The sequence below is a fragment of the Thermohahella caldifontis genome (assembly GCF_041153465.1).
Lineage (GTDB): Bacteria > Pseudomonadota > Gammaproteobacteria > Pseudomonadales > Oleiphilaceae > Thermohahella > Thermohahella caldifontis.
On record NZ_CP154858.1, the window covers coordinates 2,900,001 to 2,919,296 of the forward strand.

Annotated in this window: 16 protein-coding genes, 5 tRNA genes, 2 rRNA genes and 2 pseudogenes (1 of these 25 cut by a window edge); 24 read left to right on the plus strand and 1 reads right to left on the minus strand. The window is 54.6% G+C overall.

The genetic code is table 11. The features are described 5' to 3' along the window. The 7 genes and pseudogenes from AAIA72_RS14025 to AAIA72_RS14055 all read left to right on the plus strand — a co-directional run. A 23S ribosomal RNA gene (locus AAIA72_RS14025) occupies positions 1 to 1,812 on the plus strand; it begins 1,082 nt to the left of the window's first position. Between the two features lie 78 nt (positions 1,813 to 1,890). Continuing rightward, positions 1,891 to 2,005, plus strand: a 5S ribosomal RNA gene (gene rrf, locus AAIA72_RS14030). Positions 2,006 to 2,322: 317 nt separating this feature from the next. Further along, positions 2,323 to 3,561: a hypothetical protein gene (locus tag AAIA72_RS14035; RefSeq protein ID WP_369600923.1), complete on the plus strand. Its 1,239-nt coding sequence runs from the start codon at positions 2,323 to 2,325 to the stop codon at positions 3,559 to 3,561. Further along, positions 3,561 to 4,766: a hypothetical protein gene (locus AAIA72_RS14040; RefSeq protein ID WP_369600924.1), complete on the plus strand. Its 1,206-nt coding sequence runs from the start codon at positions 3,561 to 3,563 to the stop codon at positions 4,764 to 4,766. The genes AAIA72_RS14035 and AAIA72_RS14040 overlap by 1 nt, the downstream gene beginning before the upstream one ends. Before the next feature lie 7 nt (positions 4,767 to 4,773). After that, positions 4,774 to 5,310 carry a hypothetical protein gene (locus tag AAIA72_RS14045; RefSeq protein ID WP_369600925.1) on the plus strand — a complete coding sequence of 179 codons (537 nt, stop codon included), beginning with the start codon at positions 4,774 to 4,776 and terminating at the stop codon, positions 5,308 to 5,310. Between the two features lie 13 nt (positions 5,311 to 5,323). Continuing rightward, a complete protein-coding gene (locus AAIA72_RS14050) occupies positions 5,324 to 7,582 on the plus strand; it encodes a DUF6160 family protein (RefSeq protein WP_369600926.1) in 2,259 nt (752 codons plus the stop codon). Positions 7,583 to 7,611: 29 nt separating this feature from the next. Then, a pseudogene (locus tag AAIA72_RS14055) lies at positions 7,612 to 8,115 on the plus strand (HTH domain-containing protein); the annotation flags it as partial. A gap of 44 nt (positions 8,116 to 8,159) precedes the next feature. On the opposite strand, the gene AAIA72_RS14060 reads toward AAIA72_RS14055, so the two are convergent. Then, on the minus strand, positions 8,160 to 8,471 hold the full coding sequence (locus tag AAIA72_RS14060; RefSeq protein ID WP_369603028.1) for a hypothetical protein: 312 nt from the start codon (positions 8,469 to 8,471) through the stop codon (positions 8,160 to 8,162). Here AAIA72_RS14060 and AAIA72_RS14065 point away from each other — a divergent pair. The 17 genes and pseudogenes from AAIA72_RS14065 (at position 8,460) to rpoB (ending at position 19,279) form a co-directional block, all read left to right on the plus strand. Next, positions 8,460 to 8,594 carry a hypothetical protein gene (locus AAIA72_RS14065; RefSeq protein WP_369603012.1) on the plus strand — a complete coding sequence of 45 codons (135 nt, stop codon included), beginning with the start codon at positions 8,460 to 8,462 and terminating at the stop codon, positions 8,592 to 8,594. The two genes, AAIA72_RS14060 and AAIA72_RS14065, sit on opposite strands and share 12 nt — an antisense overlap. Continuing rightward, the gene (locus AAIA72_RS14070) at positions 8,594 to 9,328 is read left to right on the plus strand and encodes a type III pantothenate kinase (RefSeq protein WP_369600927.1); all 735 of its coding nucleotides are present in this window, start codon (positions 8,594 to 8,596) and stop codon (positions 9,326 to 9,328) included. The genes AAIA72_RS14065 and AAIA72_RS14070 overlap by 1 nt, the downstream gene beginning before the upstream one ends. Further along, a complete protein-coding gene (locus AAIA72_RS14075) occupies positions 9,325 to 9,741 on the plus strand; it encodes a hypothetical protein (protein WP_369600928.1) in 417 nt (138 codons plus the stop codon). The genes AAIA72_RS14070 and AAIA72_RS14075 overlap by 4 nt, the downstream gene beginning before the upstream one ends. Before the next feature lie 26 nt (positions 9,742 to 9,767). Then, on the plus strand, positions 9,768 to 10,034 hold the full coding sequence (locus AAIA72_RS14080; protein ID WP_369600929.1) for a hypothetical protein: 267 nt from the start codon (positions 9,768 to 9,770) through the stop codon (positions 10,032 to 10,034). Between the two features lie 33 nt (positions 10,035 to 10,067). Further along, positions 10,068 to 10,143, plus strand: a tRNA-Thr gene (locus AAIA72_RS14085). A 39-nt stretch (positions 10,144 to 10,182) separates the two neighbouring features. After that, positions 10,183 to 10,267, plus strand: a tRNA-Tyr gene (locus AAIA72_RS14090). 17 nt (positions 10,268 to 10,284) lie between these two features. Next, positions 10,285 to 10,359 (plus strand) — tRNA-Gly (locus AAIA72_RS14095). A gap of 8 nt (positions 10,360 to 10,367) precedes the next feature. Then, positions 10,368 to 10,443, plus strand: a tRNA-Thr gene (locus AAIA72_RS14100). A gap of 60 nt (positions 10,444 to 10,503) precedes the next feature. Then, positions 10,504 to 11,697: an elongation factor Tu gene (tuf, locus tag AAIA72_RS14105; RefSeq protein ID WP_369600930.1), complete on the plus strand. Its 1,194-nt coding sequence runs from the start codon at positions 10,504 to 10,506 to the stop codon at positions 11,695 to 11,697. Positions 11,698 to 11,713: 16 nt separating this feature from the next. After that, positions 11,714 to 11,789, plus strand: a tRNA-Trp gene (locus AAIA72_RS14110). A 20-nt stretch (positions 11,790 to 11,809) separates the two neighbouring features. Further along, positions 11,810 to 12,178: a preprotein translocase subunit SecE gene (secE, locus tag AAIA72_RS14115; RefSeq protein ID WP_369600931.1), complete on the plus strand. Its 369-nt coding sequence runs from the start codon at positions 11,810 to 11,812 to the stop codon at positions 12,176 to 12,178. Between the two features lie 8 nt (positions 12,179 to 12,186). After that, positions 12,187 to 12,720 carry a transcription termination/antitermination protein NusG gene (gene nusG / locus AAIA72_RS14120; RefSeq protein ID WP_369600932.1) on the plus strand — a complete coding sequence of 178 codons (534 nt, stop codon included), beginning with the start codon at positions 12,187 to 12,189 and terminating at the stop codon, positions 12,718 to 12,720. A 103-nt stretch (positions 12,721 to 12,823) separates the two neighbouring features. Continuing rightward, positions 12,824 to 13,251 (plus strand): annotated as a pseudogene (gene rplK / locus AAIA72_RS14125) (50S ribosomal protein L11). A 3-nt stretch (positions 13,252 to 13,254) separates the two neighbouring features. Beyond that, positions 13,255 to 13,953: a 50S ribosomal protein L1 gene (gene rplA, locus AAIA72_RS14130; protein WP_369600933.1), complete on the plus strand. Its 699-nt coding sequence runs from the start codon at positions 13,255 to 13,257 to the stop codon at positions 13,951 to 13,953. Positions 13,954 to 14,138: 185 nt separating this feature from the next. Further along, positions 14,139 to 14,669 (plus strand): 50S ribosomal protein L10, encoded by a 531-nt coding sequence (rplJ, locus tag AAIA72_RS14135; protein ID WP_369600934.1) that lies wholly within the window; start codon positions 14,139 to 14,141, stop codon positions 14,667 to 14,669. 26 nt (positions 14,670 to 14,695) lie between these two features. Further along, on the plus strand, positions 14,696 to 15,076 hold the full coding sequence (gene rplL / locus AAIA72_RS14140) for a 50S ribosomal protein L7/L12 (protein ID WP_369600935.1): 381 nt from the start codon (positions 14,696 to 14,698) through the stop codon (positions 15,074 to 15,076). Between the two features lie 129 nt (positions 15,077 to 15,205). Further along, entirely contained in the window at positions 15,206 to 19,279 is a 4,074-nt protein-coding gene (rpoB, locus tag AAIA72_RS14145; protein ID WP_369600936.1) for a DNA-directed RNA polymerase subunit beta, read from the plus strand. The last annotated feature ends 17 nt before the right edge of the window (positions 19,280 to 19,296 follow it).

Genomic DNA, 19,296 nt, shown 5'->3' on the forward strand with positions numbered 1-19,296 from the left:
ATAGCTCACTAGTCGAGTCGGCCTGCGCGGAAGATGTAACGGGGCTCAAACTGGACACCGAAGCTGCGGCTGCATACGCAAGTATGCGGGGTAGGGGAGCGTTCTGTAAGCCGTTGAAGGTGTGTCGGAAGGCATGCTGGAGGTATCAGAAGTGCGAATGCTGACATGAGTAACGATAAAGGGGGTGAAAAACCTCCTCGCCGGAAGACCAAGGGTTCCTGCGCAACGTTAATCGGCGCAGGGTGAGTCGGCCCCTAAGGCGAGACCGAAAGGTGTAGTCGATGGGAAATCGGTTAAAATTCCGATACCACGCATAACTGCGATGGGGGGACGGAGAAGGCTAGGCTGGCCGGGCGTTGGTTGTCCCGGTATAAGCGTGTAGGGAGTGGACTTAGGCAAATCCGGGTCCACAATCCTGAGGCGTGATGTCGAAGTACTCTTCGGAGTACGAAGCAGTTGATGCCAAGCTTCCAGGAAAAGCCTCTAAGCTTCAGGTTATGTGTGACCGTACCCTAAACCGACACAGGTGGTCGGGTAGAGAATACCAAGGCGCTTGAGAGAACTCGGGTGAAGGAACTAGGCAAAATGGTGCCGTAACTTCGGGAGAAGGCACGCCGGTGTGTACGTGAAGCCCCTGCGGGTGGAGCGGAAGCCGGTCGAAGATACCAGGCCCCTGCGACTGTTTATTAAAAACACAGCACTCTGCAAACACGAAAGTGGACGTATAGGGTGTGACGCCTGCCCGGTGCCGGAAGGTTAATTGATGGGGTTAGCCCTCGGGCGAAGCTCTTGATCGAAGCCCCGGTAAACGGCGGCCGTAACTATAACGGTCCTAAGGTAGCGAAATTCCTTGTCGGGTAAGTTCCGACCTGCACGAATGGCGTAACGATGGGGGCGCTGTCTCCACCCGAGACTCAGTGAAATTGAAATCGCTGTGAAGATGCAGTGTATCCGCGGCTAGACGGAAAGACCCCGTGAACCTTTACTACAGCTTCACAGTGGACTTTGACATGACTTGTGTAGGATAGGTGGGAGGCTTTGAAGCCGGGACGCCAGTTCCGGTGGAGCCGACCTTGAAATACCACCCTGGTCATGTTGAGGTTCTAACTCTGTCCTGTTATCCAGGACGAGGACACTGTGTGGTGGGTAGTTTGACTGGGGCGGTCTCCTCCAAAAGAGTAACGGAGGAGCACGAAGGTGCGCTAAGTACGGTCGGACATCGTACGGTTAGTGTAAAGGCACAAGCGCGCTTGACTGCGAGACAGACAAGTCGAGCAGGTGCGAAAGCAGGTCTTAGTGATCCGGTGGTTCTGTATGGAAGGGCCATCGCTCAACGGATAAAAGGTACTCCGGGGATAACAGGCTGATACCGCCCAAGAGTTCACATCGACGGCGGTGTTTGGCACCTCGATGTCGGCTCATCACATCCTGGGGCTGAAGCCGGTCCCAAGGGTATGGCTGTTCGCCATTTAAAGTGGTACGCGAGCTGGGTTTAGAACGTCGTGAGACAGTTCGGTCCCTATCTGCCGTGGACGTTGGAGACTTGAGAAGAGCTGCTCCTAGTACGAGAGGACCGGAGTGGACGAACCTCTGGTGTTCCGGTTGTCACGCCAGTGGCACTGCCGGGTAGCTATGTTCGGACGGGATAACCGCTGAAAGCATCTAAGCGGGAAGCCCCCTTCAAGATGAGGTCTCCCTGAGGACTTGATCCTCCTGAAGGGCCCTTGAAGACCACAAGGTTGATAGGCTGGGTGTGTAAGCGCTGTGAGGCGTTGAGCTAACCAGTACTAATTGCCCGTGAGGCTTGACCATATAACACCGAAGCGGTTTTTTGGATTGCGAGTGTAGCGCAGCTTTCGTTCAGCAGTTTGTGAGAGCAACAGGTTTTTGCCTGATGATCATAGCGGACTGGAACCACCTGACCCCATACCGAACTCAGAAGTGAAACAGTCCAGCGCCGATGGTAGTGTGGCATTGCCCATGCGAGAGTAGGTCATCGTCAGGCATCTTATCCCAGGCCCCGGTAGCAATACCGGGGCCTTCTTGCGTTTGGGGATTGGCGGGTAGTAGCCTCGCTGCCAGGCCAGAGCTGACCTGCCCCCCAGATCAAAGCCCGATGAAGTGCTCGGGCTGCCTGTGAGCGATCCCTCAAATTCTGATAACGATTGTCAAATCTCTGCGAATGTGAACTGGTACAGCTGTTTCACGTTTTGAAATGGGTTATAAAGTAGTCATAACAAAAAACTACGAATCCGTTCAGAGGCAAGGCAAAAATGACAAATCAGGATGGGTGCAGTAAGCGCTCAGTCAGGAGGGGTGTACGTGGCAGGCAAATTGATTCGACCGTTGACGATTCTCGGGATCGCGCTGTTGGCGGCGAGTACCTTGTCATGGGGTAAGCTCAAGCCCATTGATGAGGACGCCATGTCCGATGTGGTCGCCCAGGCTTACATCTCCATCGACAAGCATTTCAATCCGATCGCCGGCGATAATACATCGTATACCCGGGTTAACTTTGGTCTTGATATTGAAACCCAGTTGAATGCTGATGTGCTTGAACTGGGGCGCTATCAGCGTACGGATGATCCCAATGCGCCGGCGGACAGCGCTGACGTCCTGATTAACGATTTTGCACTCGGTTTCATCTATAACGAAGACTACTTCCGGAACAATCCAAGCATGCCTCGCCCGCTCAAGCCGGACGGTTCGAGCTATCGTGATGGAGAGATTGTCCCTTTCAAAATCACCGATCCGTTCATTGAGTTCGCGATGGACGAGGGGACCAACGAGCTGACCGGGTTTCGTATCGGCTTCGGTCAGTCAGAGGGATATCTTTCGGGGGATGTGCAGTACCTTACCGGCAACGTGAACGTCGACATTCGTGATAACGGATCAGGGATGAAGGCCGCCAGTTCCAGCTCGAATAACTTGCTGGACAGAATTGTCGTTGCGCTGGCACCTTTGTTGACAGCAAATAGTCCCCTCTACACCAACGCAAAGCTGGTCGACCAGCAGGGTAACCCGGACAATATTCGGGCTCAGTACATCGGCATTCCCAATGGGGATGTCTTCTACTTGTATGACGTAGACGCAACGACTCGCTATATCCTTTATCAGGCTGCAGAGCAGTTGGGCGTGCTTTCTAATGATATGGTCGTACATGGGTGCAGTGGGACCGTCATTCTGGCGTGGTGTGGATGGGCCTGGGAAAAGGACACCGTTGAAATCAAGCCGAATAACTGTCAGATGCTGGGTGTCAGTGTCTGTTTTGACCTGGGCATGTACAAATCCCTGCCTATCGGTCAGGTTGAAAAGCGTAACGGCAAAAAGTACCTCACCGGACCTTCCTCCGGAATGTTCCTGTCCTTTCAGACCAAGGACCTTCAATGGCTAAACGACGTGCGCAAGGAAAATCCAAACGATGCAGACTTCATCAAGGCAACCAGCGGCGCGTTCTTCAACATTCCGAATAGTGTAATTGAGGTTGATCTGAACCAGGCTCTGAAAGGTACGCCTCGGGTGAGAACCGAGTACATTGACCGCGGCAGGGGGTTGTTCTGATGAAAAAATTCCGTGCGCTCAATGTGTTGATGCTTGGTATTCTGGGGCTGTCCGCCAGCGCTTTGGCCGAATTGCAGTCTCTGGATGATCAGGGGCTCGCCAGTGTAGAGGGGCAGGGCCTTGGCCTTGTGCTTGAAAACTTCAAGTTTGAACATAGGGATGATGCGGCAAATGGGAAGATCTACAGGATTGAGGGGCTGAAAAGTTCGTTTGGTGAGGACGTTGTGGTGGCGGTCGACCAGCTCTATATCGCCAGGGCAGGTTCAAACTATGGCGAAACACTCAATCCGGTCAATCTTGGTCGTCTGGGCAATCCATTCAACATCGATGTGGTGGATGGAAACACTATCGGGATCACCAACAAGGCGGTACTGGAAATCCGGGCGCCTGTTCAGCACTCCCCGGATGGTGTTCAGAACAAGGATCTTGACCTGGATGGGCAGATGGATCCTGTCCGTAACCCGGACGGCACGCCAAAAAAGGATGCCAACGGAAATACTATTCTGCGTGAGTACAACGTAGCTTCTGCCGGCTATGACTGCCTGACCGGCGCAGCCGGGGGTGGGCTGTGTGACAGCCGGATCGCGGGTGCGGGTTATGCAAACGGAGAGCGTCCGGATATCGGGTTGAAGCTGGATATTTCAGTGGGATCCAAATCGCCCTCGAAACTGAATATTCATGCGAAGGCTGCAGTTGTGGATGGTTCTCACCTCAGAGTGTGGGGTGAGGATAACAAGATGGTGGGAGAGTTTCGGCTCAATTTCTATACGCCCGAGTTGACCATCTCCACATGTGAGGATGGTGGTGCAACCTGCGGCAGGGAAATTCTGTTCAAGAATTTCATACTGGAATTGCCGCTGGGTAACGCAAGGCAGCCCATGGCCATGAACGTGAATGGCTCGGGAAATTTTGTCTATGAAATCAAATCCATTGCAGATGCGGCACAGGACAAGTTTGGTGTTTCCCCCACGTCGTTGCCCTCTGCGTTGGGTTGGAGTGGTGGCGGCACCCGCAGTGCAGCCTCCAACAAGGCGCTTTGGGACTGGTTTAACGACTACTATCAGGATCCCGCAAACCGCGGCAACCTTTTCATAGGGAAGCTTGAGGTTCACGACAGCGGCGGAGTCAATGATTTCGGGTCAGCGCGAGTCGAAAACCTGCTGATACAGTACATGAAGATCAGCAGCCATGATCTTGCGAGGTGAGTGGGCGATGAGCACATTGAAAGTGGGTTTGATTCTGGTTTTCCTGGCCTCGTCGTCATTTGCGGAGCTCAGGGCCGTTGAAGAATCCGAGCTGGATGATGTTTCCGGTCAGGGCGGGATCTATCTTTCCGGCGACATCACCATCAATGAGAATGGCGGACCGTTACAAAACGCCTATTTCGGAAACTGTGCGGATAGCAGCAAGAAGTGCGGTGCCCGGATAGCCTATCAGACACGAGAAAATGGTGGCTGGTTTGTGATGGACGATATCCGCGGTCGTTTCAGCTTCCAGGGACTCACCCTGAGAGTCAGACATATCAACAGCGGTTTTGGTGGAGATGGAGCAAAATTTGACAAGGACGTACTGGAAATCGGCTTGCCCGATAAAGTGCGTTTTGATGACGTGCGCTACACCTATGCCACGAGCAGCACAGCCCGGCCAACCGACCCCGGTTTTCAGCAAACCAATATCTATTCAGTGCACATGCAGGGCGACGTGACCATGGAAGGGAACCTTCTGGTTTTCCCGACCGGAAACCCGTGAGGAGGTGACAGAGATGCGTAGGAACCTGTTTGTGCTTGCCCTGCTTGGTCCCGTTTCAGCGGGCGCTGCCCTGCAATCGCTTGATGAGTCCGCACTCGGAGAAGTGAGCGGGCAGGCGGGACTGTCTCTTGAGGTATCGGCCAACCTGTCCATCGATTCGGTGAACTATTGGGATGATGGAGCCGGCCTGAGCTTCAGGGGCGTAAGGATCGAAGCGACCGGGGACCCGTCTCGTGGTGCGGCCCAGGATTACCAGATTGGCGTGACGGATGCCGGAGGTCTCTATATTCCATTCAACTGGCGTGACAACAGGCTGGTCGTCAGTGACGTTTCTCTCTCGGATCATTGGGATCGTAGTCTGGGTACATTCATTTCCGACATTAACGCCGCGGGGAGATTGCATGTTCAGGGTTACCACGGTGCAGGACTGAAATACAGTCTGGACATGGTGCTCAGCAACAGCCGGTTCACATTCAGGGATCAGGGTAACGAGTTTATCCTCGACGATATCAGTGGCTGGATATCAGCACACGATAACCTCTTGGTATTTGCTACGGATCCCAAGGATACCTCAGGGCAGCCTTTCATCTACATGAGCTTCCCGCGCCTGCGGGCAAGCTGGGATGTGGGGGCGGTGCGTTACAGCAATAACCCTGCCGTTTTTGGCGGGATCGGCAATGGCGGTGGTGCCAGTCTGCCAAGCTACGGAGGGCTGCATCTGGATTATGATGTCAGCACCATCTTCCGGATTCATGCCGGTGGGCGCTCGGGTGCCGGATTCACAGTCGACAACAATACCGTCATCTATGGCGCAAACTTTCGCTATCTGGATAACGGTAATGCACTGGCACTTGAGGGAATCACGGGGCAGTTTTTCCTGAACAATCTCACTTTGGACGTGGCGTCCGATCCCGAAGGCGATCTTGGTCTCGCTATCCAGTTTGACCGCTTCAAGGGCAATCTGGATATCGCACATCTTCGGGCTGGTGACATGAGTCGCTCTTTCGGTGTGTTACAGTTTGCCTTCGATTTCCGGGACGGCACCTGGAATGGCCGCAATTATACCAACCGGTTCTACGTTCAGGGCCAGGGAGACCGGAATACCGGATACCAGGGGATAAGGATAGATGCAGAGTGGAGTCTCCCGGAAGCGACTGCGCGCTACATTGACGATGGCAACGCCGTGATCTTCAGCGGGATCCAGGCATGGGGGCGAGGCGATATTACATTTGATGTGACGCGTGCCGGAAATGTAAATGGTCAGGAATATTTTGATGGCCTGCGTATCGGCTTTGAAAATGTGAAAGGTGGATACAAGATTGACGGGCTGAGAGTGGGGCGTGATGATGCGCCGCTCCAGGGCGGCACGGAGCTCTTGCTGGCACTCGAAGTGTTCCCGGCATATGACTTTACGTTGAACGGTCATTATACGTTGGGCCCGGGAGGGGCGCAGGGTGAAGGTATCACGGTCAACGCCGACCTGCATGTCACGGAAGGTAATGCGGCCATCATGGTCGATGAAAACAGTCAGGGGGTCTGGCTGACAGGTGTTGATTATGATCAGCATCTGCGTGACATGACCATTGATGTCGACGCTCAGGGGCTAATGATTGTCAAGGGTGAGGCATGGAGTACGCTCGATATCAGTGACCTTCGAATCGGCTCCCGTCAGTCAGACAGTATCGGACGGATTGTCCTCAAGCGTTATGAAAAGGGATCAACCATGTCTGTACGTGCAGGCGGTGCCGGCCAGGTATGTGTAGGCGGATCGGGGACGTCTGCTTCATCGTGTGCTGCGTCGGGAGGGCGCTGGGAGGATCGGGGTCAGGAAGGCGTCACCATCGCACTGAAGCAGATCTTTTCTCCGGCAGTGAACAGCGACAAGCGAACTCAGCTGATCTGGGAGACCAATCGCAGAAAAAGTGGCAGCAAATCACTCAATGGCACGGGCACCCAGCTCATCATTGATGACATTTCCACGAATGATGGTGTTGATGGAAGTAATACCTACGGATTCCGTAATGATATCAACGTGGACGTATATGAAACACGCGTCGTCACGAAACGCAATGGCGTCGGTGGTGGGGCTCCGGGGACTGTCAGGACTGCGCTCGGATTTGCAGTCAGGGCGCAGACATCCTTCAAGGAGCTTTCAATCGGTAGCGTTCAGTTGAAGCATCCGGACGTCAGTGCGCCTGAGAAAATTATCTATGGCATGCGTTTGCAGAACTTCAACATTACCAGCAACCTGACTGCCACACCCATCGACTAGGTTTCCCAAACCAGCTAGACTGTCTGGTCATGGCTGGATCTAATCTGCGTGATCTTATCCTTGAGCAAGTGGCCGGCACCGACTGGGTGTCCGGCCAGGCTGTGGCCGAGCGATTAGGGGTATCCAGGACTGCAGTCTGGAAACATATCCGGGCGCTTCACGCAGAGGGATACCCTCTGGAGCACATCCGTGGGCGCGGATACAGACTCTCGCCTGATACGGACCTGATCTGTGAGCAGGATTTCAGGGATATTGCGTGCAGGGCGGGTTTCAACCATTCAGATATACGTTACTGCTTTCGTTGCGGCTCGACGAACGATGAAGTGCGGCGTCTGATGGGCTGCGCCGTGTCCTCGATTAGCCTGGTCAGCGCCGAACAGCAGTTGAAAGGGCGTGGCAGAATGGGGCGACCCTGGTCCAGTCCCTTGTGCAAGAGCCTGTACCTCTCGTTGGGAACATCTTTCTCTGTAGGCTATGAAGCATTGTCCGGCCTGAGTCTCGCGATTGGCGCAGTAGTTACAGATGTATTGCAGACTTTTGCAAGTGCACCTCTGTCGCTCAAATGGCCAAATGATATTCACGCAGGGGGAAGAAGCTCGCTGGCATCCTGGTTGAGGTTGAGGCCGAACAGGGAGGAGTCGTCAGAGTTATTGCGGGTTTGGGAATTAATATCCATGAAGATCCTCTTCTGGAAAACCTGGATCAGCCTGCGACCTGTCTTTCCGTTCAGTCCGAGACACCCGTAAGGCGAAAAGAAGTCTTGCTGCAACTGTTGCCCGGGCTCAGAAGGCTTGTTGAGCGCTATCCTTCCGAGGGCTTTCAGGCGTACAAGGGGCTTTGGAATAAATATGATTCCATGATTGGACGTCAGGTGGTCATGAAAGGTCATGGCGGGCGTATCACCTCTGCTGGCTGTTATGATGGGGTGGATGATCTGGGGCGATTACGTTTGAAGACAGCCGATGGCGTGGAGCTGGTCTCGGCCGGTGAGTTGTCGTTGAGGTCGGCGTAATGAACTGGCTGGAGGTCGATCAGGGAAACAGCCGTGTAAAGTGGCGGTTTCGTGCGGATGATCTGGTGGTTACCGAGGGGACGGCTGAAACACCCGAGCATGTTGCCGGACTGCTGGCAGCGAAGGACTTGAGCCCCGGAAGCATTGCCTTATCCAGTGTCCGCGATCCGGGCGAGATCTCGAAATGGCAAACGCTATTTCATTCAAGCGATTTGTGGGTGGTCCAATCGAAGGCCGAGGTGCCGGGGCTGGTGATCGCCTACCGTGAACCGCGTCATCTGGGGGTGGATCGTTGGCTCGCCATGCTTGCTGCTGTGCGCAGATTTCCTCGGGAAACGCTTGCGATTGTTGATGCCGGAACGGCATTGACATTTGATGTGGTGAATCGTGAGGGGGTACACCTGGGTGGAATGATTGCCCCGGGGTTGCAGTTGATGGCCAGAGCTGTGGATGAGGGGATGGCACGTGTCAGTCCGGATACGGAAATACCCGCCGTATTTCTTGGCAAAAGCACTTCCGAGTGTGTCAGAGGAGGTCTTTGGGCTGCGTTGACAGGTATCATAGAAGTGGGTTTGCGTAGTGTTAAAGAGACCGGGGTCGACCGACTGATCCTGACCGGGGGAGATGCCGCCGGTTTGGCCGACGTCTTGTCCCTGCCCGTCACCCTGACCTTGCAGGACGACTTGGTGCTGGAAGGTGTTTATCATGCGAGATGCTTGGAGTTTTCCCAATGAGATGGATATTCCTTTCGCTGCTGCTTTTGAACGGATTGGTATTTTTGGTTCAGTACAAGGGTTGGGCAGGGAGTGCGCCTGTACCGCAGCAAGCGGTTGTGAATGAAAAGGCGCAACCTTTGATCCTGTTGAAGGAGCTGAGGGCAACAGACCCCTATAAGTCAGTCCTCGTTGCCGATTCGAGCCATCGCACCTCCAAAAAATCCCGCGAGCAGTTATGTATGCTGTTCGGCCCCTTGTATGATGAGGACGCTGCAGATGAGCTGTTATCCTATCTCGTCAAAAACCGCATAGAGGCGAGAAAGATTGTGAAGGAAAGGGAAATTGCGCCCGACTATTGGGTGTATATCCCCCCTTGCCATCACGCGCTCAGGCAAACAGAAAGCTGGCGGAGCTGCGTGTCAGGAAGATAGACAGCTACCGAATCAGTCAGGGTCCCTTGCGAAATGGTATTTCGCTGGGTCTTTTCAGGAATATTGACAGTGCACGGGCGATGCTTGAAGAACGTCGCAAGCAAGGCCTGAATGCGGAGCTGAAAGAGGTGCGGCGGACGCGCAAGGAATACTGGGTTGCGCCACTGGAGCCATCCAGCATCGGCTTGCGTGCAAGGCTCGATCCGTTGTTTCTGGGCAACAAGGTCTGGTCGCGAGTCGAACGGCGAGAAATTTTATGCGAAGGGCTTGCATCGCAAAAAAAAGTTCCTTAGTATAGCGGCCTCTCGAAATGAGAGACCTTGTGAGCTGGCGTAGCTCAGTTGGTAGAGCAGCTGACTTGTAATCAGCAGGTCGGGGGTTCGATTCCGTCCGCCAGCTCCATTCAGTTTCGGGCGTTATGCCTTAGGGTGTGACGCATGTGGAGGGGTTCCCGAGTGGCCAAAGGGATCAGACTGTAAATCTGACGGCTCAGCCTTCGTAGGTTCGAATCCTACCCCCTCCACCACTTTTTAAGTGGGATATGCGGGCATCGTATAGTGGCTATTACCTCAGCCTTCCAAGCTGATGACGCGGGTTCGATTCCCGCTGCCCGCTCCAGGTGAAGAGCTCATATAGCTCAGGTGGTAGAGCACTTCCTTGGTAAGGAAGAGGTCACCGGTTCGAGTCCGGTTATGAGCTCCATTTTTATAGTGTATTCTGAGCAGGTCGTCGCCAAAGTCCGTATCCTGGGAGAGTGTAGCAATGGCAAAAGAAAAATTTGAACGTACCAAACCGCACGTCAACGTCGGTACTATTGGTCACGTTGACCACGGCAAAACAACGCTGACCGCTGCACTGACGCGCGTATGTGCGGAAACCTGGGGCGGCGAAATGAAGGCGTTTGACCAGATCGACGCAGCGCCGGAAGAGCGTCAGCGTGGTATCACTATCGCGACTGCGCACGTAGAGTATGAGTCTCCCAAGCGTCACTATGCACACGTGGACTGTCCGGGACACGCTGACTACGTGAAGAACATGATCACTGGTGCGGCGCAGATGGACGGTGCAATCCTGGTCTGCTCCGCTGCTGACGGCCCCATGCCTCAGACTCGTGAGCACATCCTGCTGGCGCGTCAGGTTGGCGTACCGTACATCGTGGTCTTCCTGAACAAGGCAGACATGGTGGATGACGAAGAGCTGCTCGAGCTGGTTGAAATGGAAGTTCGTGACCTGCTGAACCAGTACGAGTTCCCGGGTGACGACACGCCTGTCATCATCGGCTCTGCACTGATGGCCCTGGAAGGCAAGGATGACAATGGTCTGGGTACCAGCGCCGTGAAGAAGCTGGTTGAGACCATGGACGAGTACATCCCCGAGCCGGAGCGTGCCATCGACCAGCCGTTCCTGATGCCGATCGAGGACGTGTTCTCCATCTCCGGTCGTGGTACTGTGGTGACTGGCCGTGTAGAGCGTGGCATCATCAAGGTGGGCGAGGAAGTGGAAATTGTCGGTCTGCGTCCGACCACCAAGACCACCGTTACCGGTGTGGAAATGTTCCGCAAGCTGCTCGACGAAGGTCGTGCGGGCGAGAACATCGGTGTTCTGCTGCGTGGTACCAAGCGTGACGAAGTTGAGCGTGGTCAGGTTCTGGCGAAGCCGGGTACCATCACTCCGCACACCAAGTTCGAGGCAGAGGTCTACGTACTGAGCAAGGACGAAGGTGGTCGTCACACTCCGTTCTTCAAGGGTTATCGTCCGCAGTTCTACTTCCGTACCACTGACGTGACCGGTGCGGTTGAGCTGCAGGATGGCGTGGAAATGGTCATGCCGGGTGACAACGTGAAGATTGGCGTCACCCTGATTGCACCGATCGCCATGGAAGAAGGTCTGCGCTTTGCGATCCGCGAAGGCGGTCGTACAGTAGGTGCGGGCGTTGTTTCCAAGATTATCGAGTAAGTAGCGTTTTTCAGGTAGGCCAGTAGCTCAATTGGCAGAGCGGCGGTCTCCAAAACCGCAGGTTGGGGGTTCGATTCCCTCCTGGCCTGCCACTACCTGAGCCAGGATATCTATGAAGGCTGATACAGAAAAGGCATCAGGAGCATACGACCGCCTTAAGTGGGCGGTCGTTCTGTTGCTGGTGGCTGTTGGTGTTTGGGGTAATCAATATTACTCCGGGGAGTCGGTACTCTATCGTGTGCTGGCACTGCTGGCCTTGGCTGCCGTGGCAGCCTTTGTGGCGGCTCAAACGGAAACCGGTGCACGGTTTGTGGAGCTGCTCAAGGCATCCCGGGCAGAGATTCGTAAGGTGGTCTGGCCTAACAGGCAGGAATGGACTCAGACTACCTTGGTTGTCATTGTGTTTGTGTTGGTGGTTGCGCTGCTTCTTTGGGGGGTTGACTCCCTGATTAGCTGGGTGATCGCCACGGTTATAGGCTAGGGGGCCACGTGTCTAAGCGCTGGTATGTAGTGCAGGCGTATTCAGGCTATGAAAAGCAAGTTATGCGCGCGCTGAAAGAGCGTATAGCCCTGCATGGAATGGAAGAATACTTCGGTGACATCCTCGTGCCGACTGAGGAAGTCATCGAAATGCGTGACGGTAAGAAGCGCAAAAGTGAGCGCAAATTCTATCCGGGCTATGTGCTGGTTCAGATGGATATGAATGACCAGACATGGCACTTGGTCAAATCCACGCCGCGGGTACTCGGCTTCATAGGCGGGACGGCAGACAAGCCTGCGCCGATCAGTGAGAAAGAGGCTCAGGCAATTCTTCAGCGCGTTGAAAGTGGTGCTGAAAAGCCACGTCCCAAGACGCTGTTCGAGCCAGGCGAGACGGTGCGCGTAACAGATGGGCCGTTTGCCGACTTTAATGGTGTGGTCGAAGAGGTTGACTACGAGAAAAGTCGTGTTAAAGTAGCTGTCCTGATTTTTGGGCGTGCAACGCCTGTTGAACTTGAGTTCGGGCAGGTAGAGAAAGAATAACCGCTAAAAGTATCAAGGGCTCGTGCTGAACTGCAGTACGGGCTTTTTGTGTCTCAAATGAGGGGAGCAGCATTGCGGCTGCGTTAATACCCAGGAGGTAAACATGGCAAAGAAAGTTCAAGCGTATATCAAGCTGCAGGTCAAGGCTGGCCAGGCAAACCCGAGTCCCCCGTAGGCCCGGCGCTCGGTCAGCATGGTGTGAATATCATGGAATTCTGCAAGGCCTTTAATGCCAAGACTCAGGGCATGGAGCCGGGTCTGCCGATTCCCGTGGTGATCACGGTTTACAATGACCGAAGCTTCACATTCATCACCAAAACTCCGCCCGCATCAGTGCTGCTGAAAAAGGCTGCTGGCATCAAGAGTGGTAGTGGACGTCCCAATACGCAAAAAGTCGGGACTGTCACGCGTGCCCAGCTGGAGGAGATCGCCAAGGTCAAGGAGCCTGATCTCACTGCTGCTGATATGGATGCGGCCGTGCGTACCATTGCGGGTACCGCCCGGTCTATGGGTTTGAATGTGGAGGGTTAAGGCATGGCTAAACTGACCAAGCGCAAAAAAGTAATTCTTGAAAAAGTGGATGCCAACAAGGCATATACTGTTGAAGAAGCCGTTGCCCTCCTCAAGGAGTTGAACGGGCTGGTTAAGTTCAAGGAATCCATTGATGTGGCGGTGAATCTGGGTATTGATGCCCGTAAATCCGACCAGGTCGTTCGTGGGTCCACCGTTCTTCCTCACGGTACCGGAAAATCCGTTCGTGTGGCTGTTTTCACGCAGGGTGCCAATGCAGACAAGGCACGTGAAGCAGGTGCAGATATCGTTGGCATGGAAGATCTGGCTGAGCAGGTCAAGGCCGGTAATCTCGACTTTGACGTGGTGATTGCTACCCCTGATGCCATGCGTGTCGTTGGCCAGCTGGGTCAGATTCTTGGTCCGCGTGGTCTGATGCCGAACCCGAAGGTGGGTACTGTTACCGCTGACGTGGAAACTGCAGTCAAGAATGCCAAGGCGGGCCAGGTGCGTTACCGTAATGACAAGGCCGGCATCGTACACACCCGTGTGGGCAACGTCGATTTTGATGCCAATGCGATCAAGGAAAACGTTGAGGCGCTGCTTGCTGACCTGAAAAAGGCCAAGCCGCCTGCAGCAAAAGGTGTATATCTCAAGAAGGTAACTTTGTCTTCCACCATGGGCCCGGGTCTTCAGATTGATCTGAATGCCCTGAGTGCATGATGGAAACGATTTGGTGGTCTTGCGACTGAGCGTCGTAGGCTGTCAAAGACCGCAGGTCCTCGCGAGAGGTTAAAGTTGCCTGCGCAGACGGTGTGAGTAGTTCACCTACCAGCGCCGTGATCCAGGCCCGCCCCGGCGGGCAATACTGAAACGCCGGACTTTCCGGCAAACACAGGAGAAATCCAGTGGCAATTAGACTTGAAGACAAAAAGGCGATTGTCGCTGAGGTTAACGACACTGCCAGCCAGGCGCTTTCAGTGGTTCTGGCCGACTATCGAGGTGTTGAGTCCAACGATATGGCAGCATTGCGTGCCAAGGCTCGTGCAGAGAATGTTCATCTGCGCGTAGTTCGTAACACGCTTGCACGTCGTGCGGTGGAAGGCACCGAGTTTGAGTGCATCAAGGATGCGCTGGTTGGTCCGACCCTGCTGGCATTTTCCATGGAGGATCCGGGTGCGGCCGCGCGCATCTTCAAGGATTTCGCCAAGGAAAACCAGAACTTTGAAGTTAAGGCGTTGGCCGTGGGGGGTGAGTTGCTGGGTGCCAATCAGTTGGATCGCCTCGCTAACCTGCCGACCCGTGACCAGGCTCTGGCAATGCTCATGAGTGTCATGTTGGCGCCGGTAACCAAGCTGGCCCGCACACTCAACGAAGTACCTGCCAAGGTAACCCGTGTGGTTGCTGCAGTGCGTGACCAAAAGAAAGCGGCGAGTTAAATTTAATTTTTTAGGAGAAACTACCAATGGCTCTGTCAAAAGACGATATTCTGAATGCAATTGCTGAAATGAGCGTAATGGACGTAGTCGAGCTCGTTGAAGCAATGGAAGAGAAGTTTGGCGTATCTGCAGCAGCTGCTGTCGCCGTAGCCCCTGCGGCTGCTGGTGGTGACGCTGGTGCGGCTGCCGAAGAGAAGACCGAGTTCGATCTGGTTCTGACTTCCGCTGGTGACAAGAAAGTGAACGTCATCAAGGTTGTGCGTGCCATCACTGGTCTGGGCCTGAAAGAAGCCAAGGCTATGGTTGACGGCGCTCCGGCCACTGTTAAGGAAGGCATGAGCAAAGAAGACGCTGAAAAGGCGAAGAAGGAACTCGAGGAAGCGGGTGCTACCGTCGAGCTCAAGTAAGCAGTCTGTGCTCGATGAAACTGGCTGGCGTGCATGGCACGCCGGCCTTTTTCCGTTGTAAAAGCGCCATTCCAAGACCTCTGTTCCAGGGGCGAAGCCGAAGTGTCATGACATAGCTGGGGAAAATCGATGACATACTCCTACACCGAAAAAAAGCGTATCCGTAAAGAGTTCGGGAAACTCCCGGTCATCATGGATGTGCCTTATCTGCTCGCAATCCAGTTGGATTCATACCGCGATTTTCTTCAGGCCTCTACATCGCCTGAAGAGCGGCTGGAAGTCGGGCTGCACGCAGCTTTCAAGTCGGTTTTCCCGATCACGAGCTTTTCCGGAAATGCCGCGCTCGAGTACGTAAGCTATCGCTTGGGCGAGCCGGTATTCGACGTCAATGAGTGCCAGATCCGCGGGGCGACCTATTCTGCGCCTCTGCGTGTGAAAGTTCGACTGGTGATTTACGACAAGGAAAGCAATAACAAAGCCATCAAGGATATCAAGGAACAGGAAGTCTACATGGGCGAAATTCCGCTCATGACCGAAAATGGTACCTTTGTGATCAATGGTACCGAGCGGGTTATTGTTTCCCAGCTGCATCGATCTCCTGGTGTGTTCTTTGATCATGACAAGGGCAAAACACACTCTTCAGGCAAGCTCCTGCATTCAGCCCGCGTCATTCCTTATCGCGGTTCCTGGCTGGACTTTGAATTTGATCCCAAAGACTGCGTATTCGTGCGCATCGACCGGCGCCGGAAGCTGCCTGCGACAATTTTGCTGCGTGCTCTCGGATACGATTCCGAACAGATCCTGGAGATGTTCTTCGAAACATCCCGGTTCACGCTCAAGGAAGACAGCGCAATGCTTGAGCTGGTACCGTCTCGTCTGAGAGGGGAGCTGGCTACCTTCGATATCAAGGATCCTGACGGCAACATCATTGTTGAAGAGGGGCGCCGGATTACTGCGCGCCACATTCGTCAGGCTGAAAAACTCGGTATGACCGAGCTTGAAGTCCCGCTGACCTATCTTTATGGAAAGGTGCTTGCTCACAACGTTGTCGATCCCCAGACGGGTGAGATACTGTTTGAGTGCAATACGGAAATTACAGAGGATGTCGTCAGCAAGCTCCAGGAAGCCGGCATCACTGAAATTGAAACGCTGTATACCAACGATCTGGATTGCGGACCCTTCATTTCCGATACGCTGCGCATTGATCCCACACGCACCCAGCTGGAAGCGTTGGTCGAAATCTATCGCATGATGCGCCCGGGTGAACCGCCTACGAAAGAGTCTGCGGAGAACCTGTTCAATAACCTCTTCTTTACGGAAGAGCGGTACGACCTGTCGGCCGTTGGCCGCATGAAGTTCAATCGCCGTCTGGGTCGCGAAGATCCGACTGGTCCGGGGACCCTCGACAAGCAGGACATCATCGATGTACTCAAAACCCTGATCGACATTCGTAACGGCAAAGGTCAGGTTGATGATATCGACCATCTCGGTAACCGCCGCATCCGCTCCGTGGGCGAGATGGCAGAGAACCAGTTTCGGGTTGGTCTGGTGCGGGTGGAGCGCGCAGTCAAGGAGCGCCTGAGCATGGCAGAATCCGAGGGGCTGATGCCTCAGGATCTGATCAATGCCAAGCCGGTCGCTGCGGCCATCAAGGAATTCTTTGGATCCAGTCAGCTGTCCCAGTTCATGGATCAGAACAACCCGCTGTCCGAAGTCACGCACAAGCGCCGTGTTTCCGCGTTGGGTCCGGGTGGCCTGACACGAGAGCGTGCAGGATTTGAGGTGCGGGACGTTCATCCGACTCATTACGGTCGGCTGTGTCCGATTGAAACGCCGGAAGGTCCGAACATCGGTTTGATCAACTCCCTGGCAACCTATGCGCGTACCAACCCTTATGGCTTTCTGGAAACGCCCTACCGCAAGGTCGTGAATGGTCGCGTTACGGATGAGATCGAATACCTGTCGGCCATCGATGAGGCTGAGCAGGTCATTGCCCAGGCGAGTGCCCGTGTCGATGAAGAAGGCCGTCTGCTGGATGACCTCGTGACTGTACGCCACCAGAATGAAACGACAGTGATGCCACCGGAGCGCGTCAGCTATATGGATGTGTCGCCGCGGCAGGTTGTCTCCGTGGCTGCGTCTCTGATTCCGTTCCTTGAGCACGATGACGCCAACCGGGCCCTGATGGGTTCCAACATGCAGCGGCAGGCTGTGCCGACGCTCAAGGCGGAGAAACCGCTGGTGGGTACGGGATTTGAACGTTACGTGGCGCAGGATTCGGGTGTATGCGCCGTGGCCCGGCGTGGTGGTGTTGTGGTGAGCGTGGATGCTGCCCGTATCGTTGTCCGTGCCAATGAGGATGAAGTCGATGGGGGTGATGCAGGTGTCGATATCTACAACCTCACCAAATATACCCGCTCGAACCAGAATACCTGTATCAATCAGCGTCCCATCGTCAAGGAAGGTGATGTAGTGCAGCGGGGTGATGTCCTGGCAGACGGACCCTCCGTTGACCTGGGTGAGCTCGCACTGGGTCAGAACATGCGCATCGCGTTTATGCCCTGGAATGGATACAACTTTGAGGACTCCATTCTGCTGTCGGAGCGCGTGGTTCAGGAAGACCGTCTGACGACGATTCACATTCAGGAATTGAGCTGTATTGCGCGGGATACCAAGCTTGGGCCCGAGGAAATCACGGCGGATATTCCCAACGTGGGTGAAAGTGCGCTCTCGAAGCTTGATGAGTCCGGCATCATTTATATTGGTGCGGAGGTAGAACCGGGCGACATTCTGGTAGGCAAGGTGACACCGAAGGGCGAATCACAGCTGACACCGGAAGAAAAGCTTCTGCGCGCGATTTTTGGCGAGAAGGCTTCTGACGTCAAGGACACCTCCTTGAGAGTAGGCACCGGTGTTCGCGGTACGGTTATCGGCGTACAGGTCTTCACCCGCGATGGCGTTGAGAAAGACCAGCGATCCAAGGAGATCGAAAAGGCTGAGCTGGACAAGTACCGCAAGGATTTGACCGATGAGTACCGTATTGTTGAAGGTGCGGTATTCAAGCGGCTGCGCGATGCCTTGACGGGGCAGACCGTGTTGTCGGGCCCGGGTCTGAGCAAGGGTGATGTGCTGACAGAGTCACACCTCAATGCGTACGAAAAGGACGAGTGGTTCAAGCTCAAGATGATGGACGATACGCTCAATGATCTGCTGGCCAAAGCGGAGCAGCAGCTTGAAGAGCGTCGGGCCTCTATTGAGGAGCGTTTTGAGATCAAGAAGCGCAAGCTTTCCAATGGCGATGATCTGGCGCCGGGCGTGCTCAAGGTGGTCAAGGTCTATCTGGCCGTGAAACGACGGATTCAGCCTGGTGACAAGATGGCCGGTCGTCATGGTAACAAGGGTGTCATCTCCGCGATCATGCCTGTTGAGGACATGCCCTATGACGAACAGGGCAATCCGGTGGATATCGTCCTCAATCCGCTGGGTGTGCCGTCGCGCATGAATGTCGGCCAGGTGCTGGAGACACACCTGGGCGCAGCGGCAAAGGGTCTGGGGGATCGGATCAACGAAATGCTTGAGCAGCAGCGTCGCGTTGCAGAGATCCGGGACTTCCTCAAGCAGATCTACTGTGAGATTGGCGACAAGAAAGAGGATCTGGATAGCCTGTCTGACGCCGAGATCATGGAGCTGGCCGAGAATCTGAAGGACGGCGTGCCCATCGCAACGCCGGCTTTTGATGGTGCCAAAGAGGAAGAGATCAAGAAAATGCTGCGTTTGGCGGGTCTCGACGACAGCGGGCAGATCCGTCTGTTTGACGGGCGTACCGGCGAGGAATTCCATCGTAAGGTGACTGTTGGCTACATGTACATGCTGAAGCTGAATCACCTGGTGGATGACAAGATGCACGCCCGGTCCACAGGCTCCTACAGCCTTGTTACGCAGCAGCCGCTGGGTGGTAAGGCTCAGTTTGGTGGTCAGCGATTTGGTGAGATGGAGGTTTGGGCACTGGAAGCGTACGGTGCTGCCTACACACTGCAGGAAATGCTTACTGTCAAATCCGATGATGTGGCAGGGCGGACCAAGATGTACAAGAACATTGTGGATGGCAACCATCAGATGGAACCGGGCATGCCGGAGTCATTCAATGTTCTCGTCAAGGAAATCCGCTCGCTGGGTATCGACATCGAACTGGAAACCGAATAACTGGATTGAACGAGGGG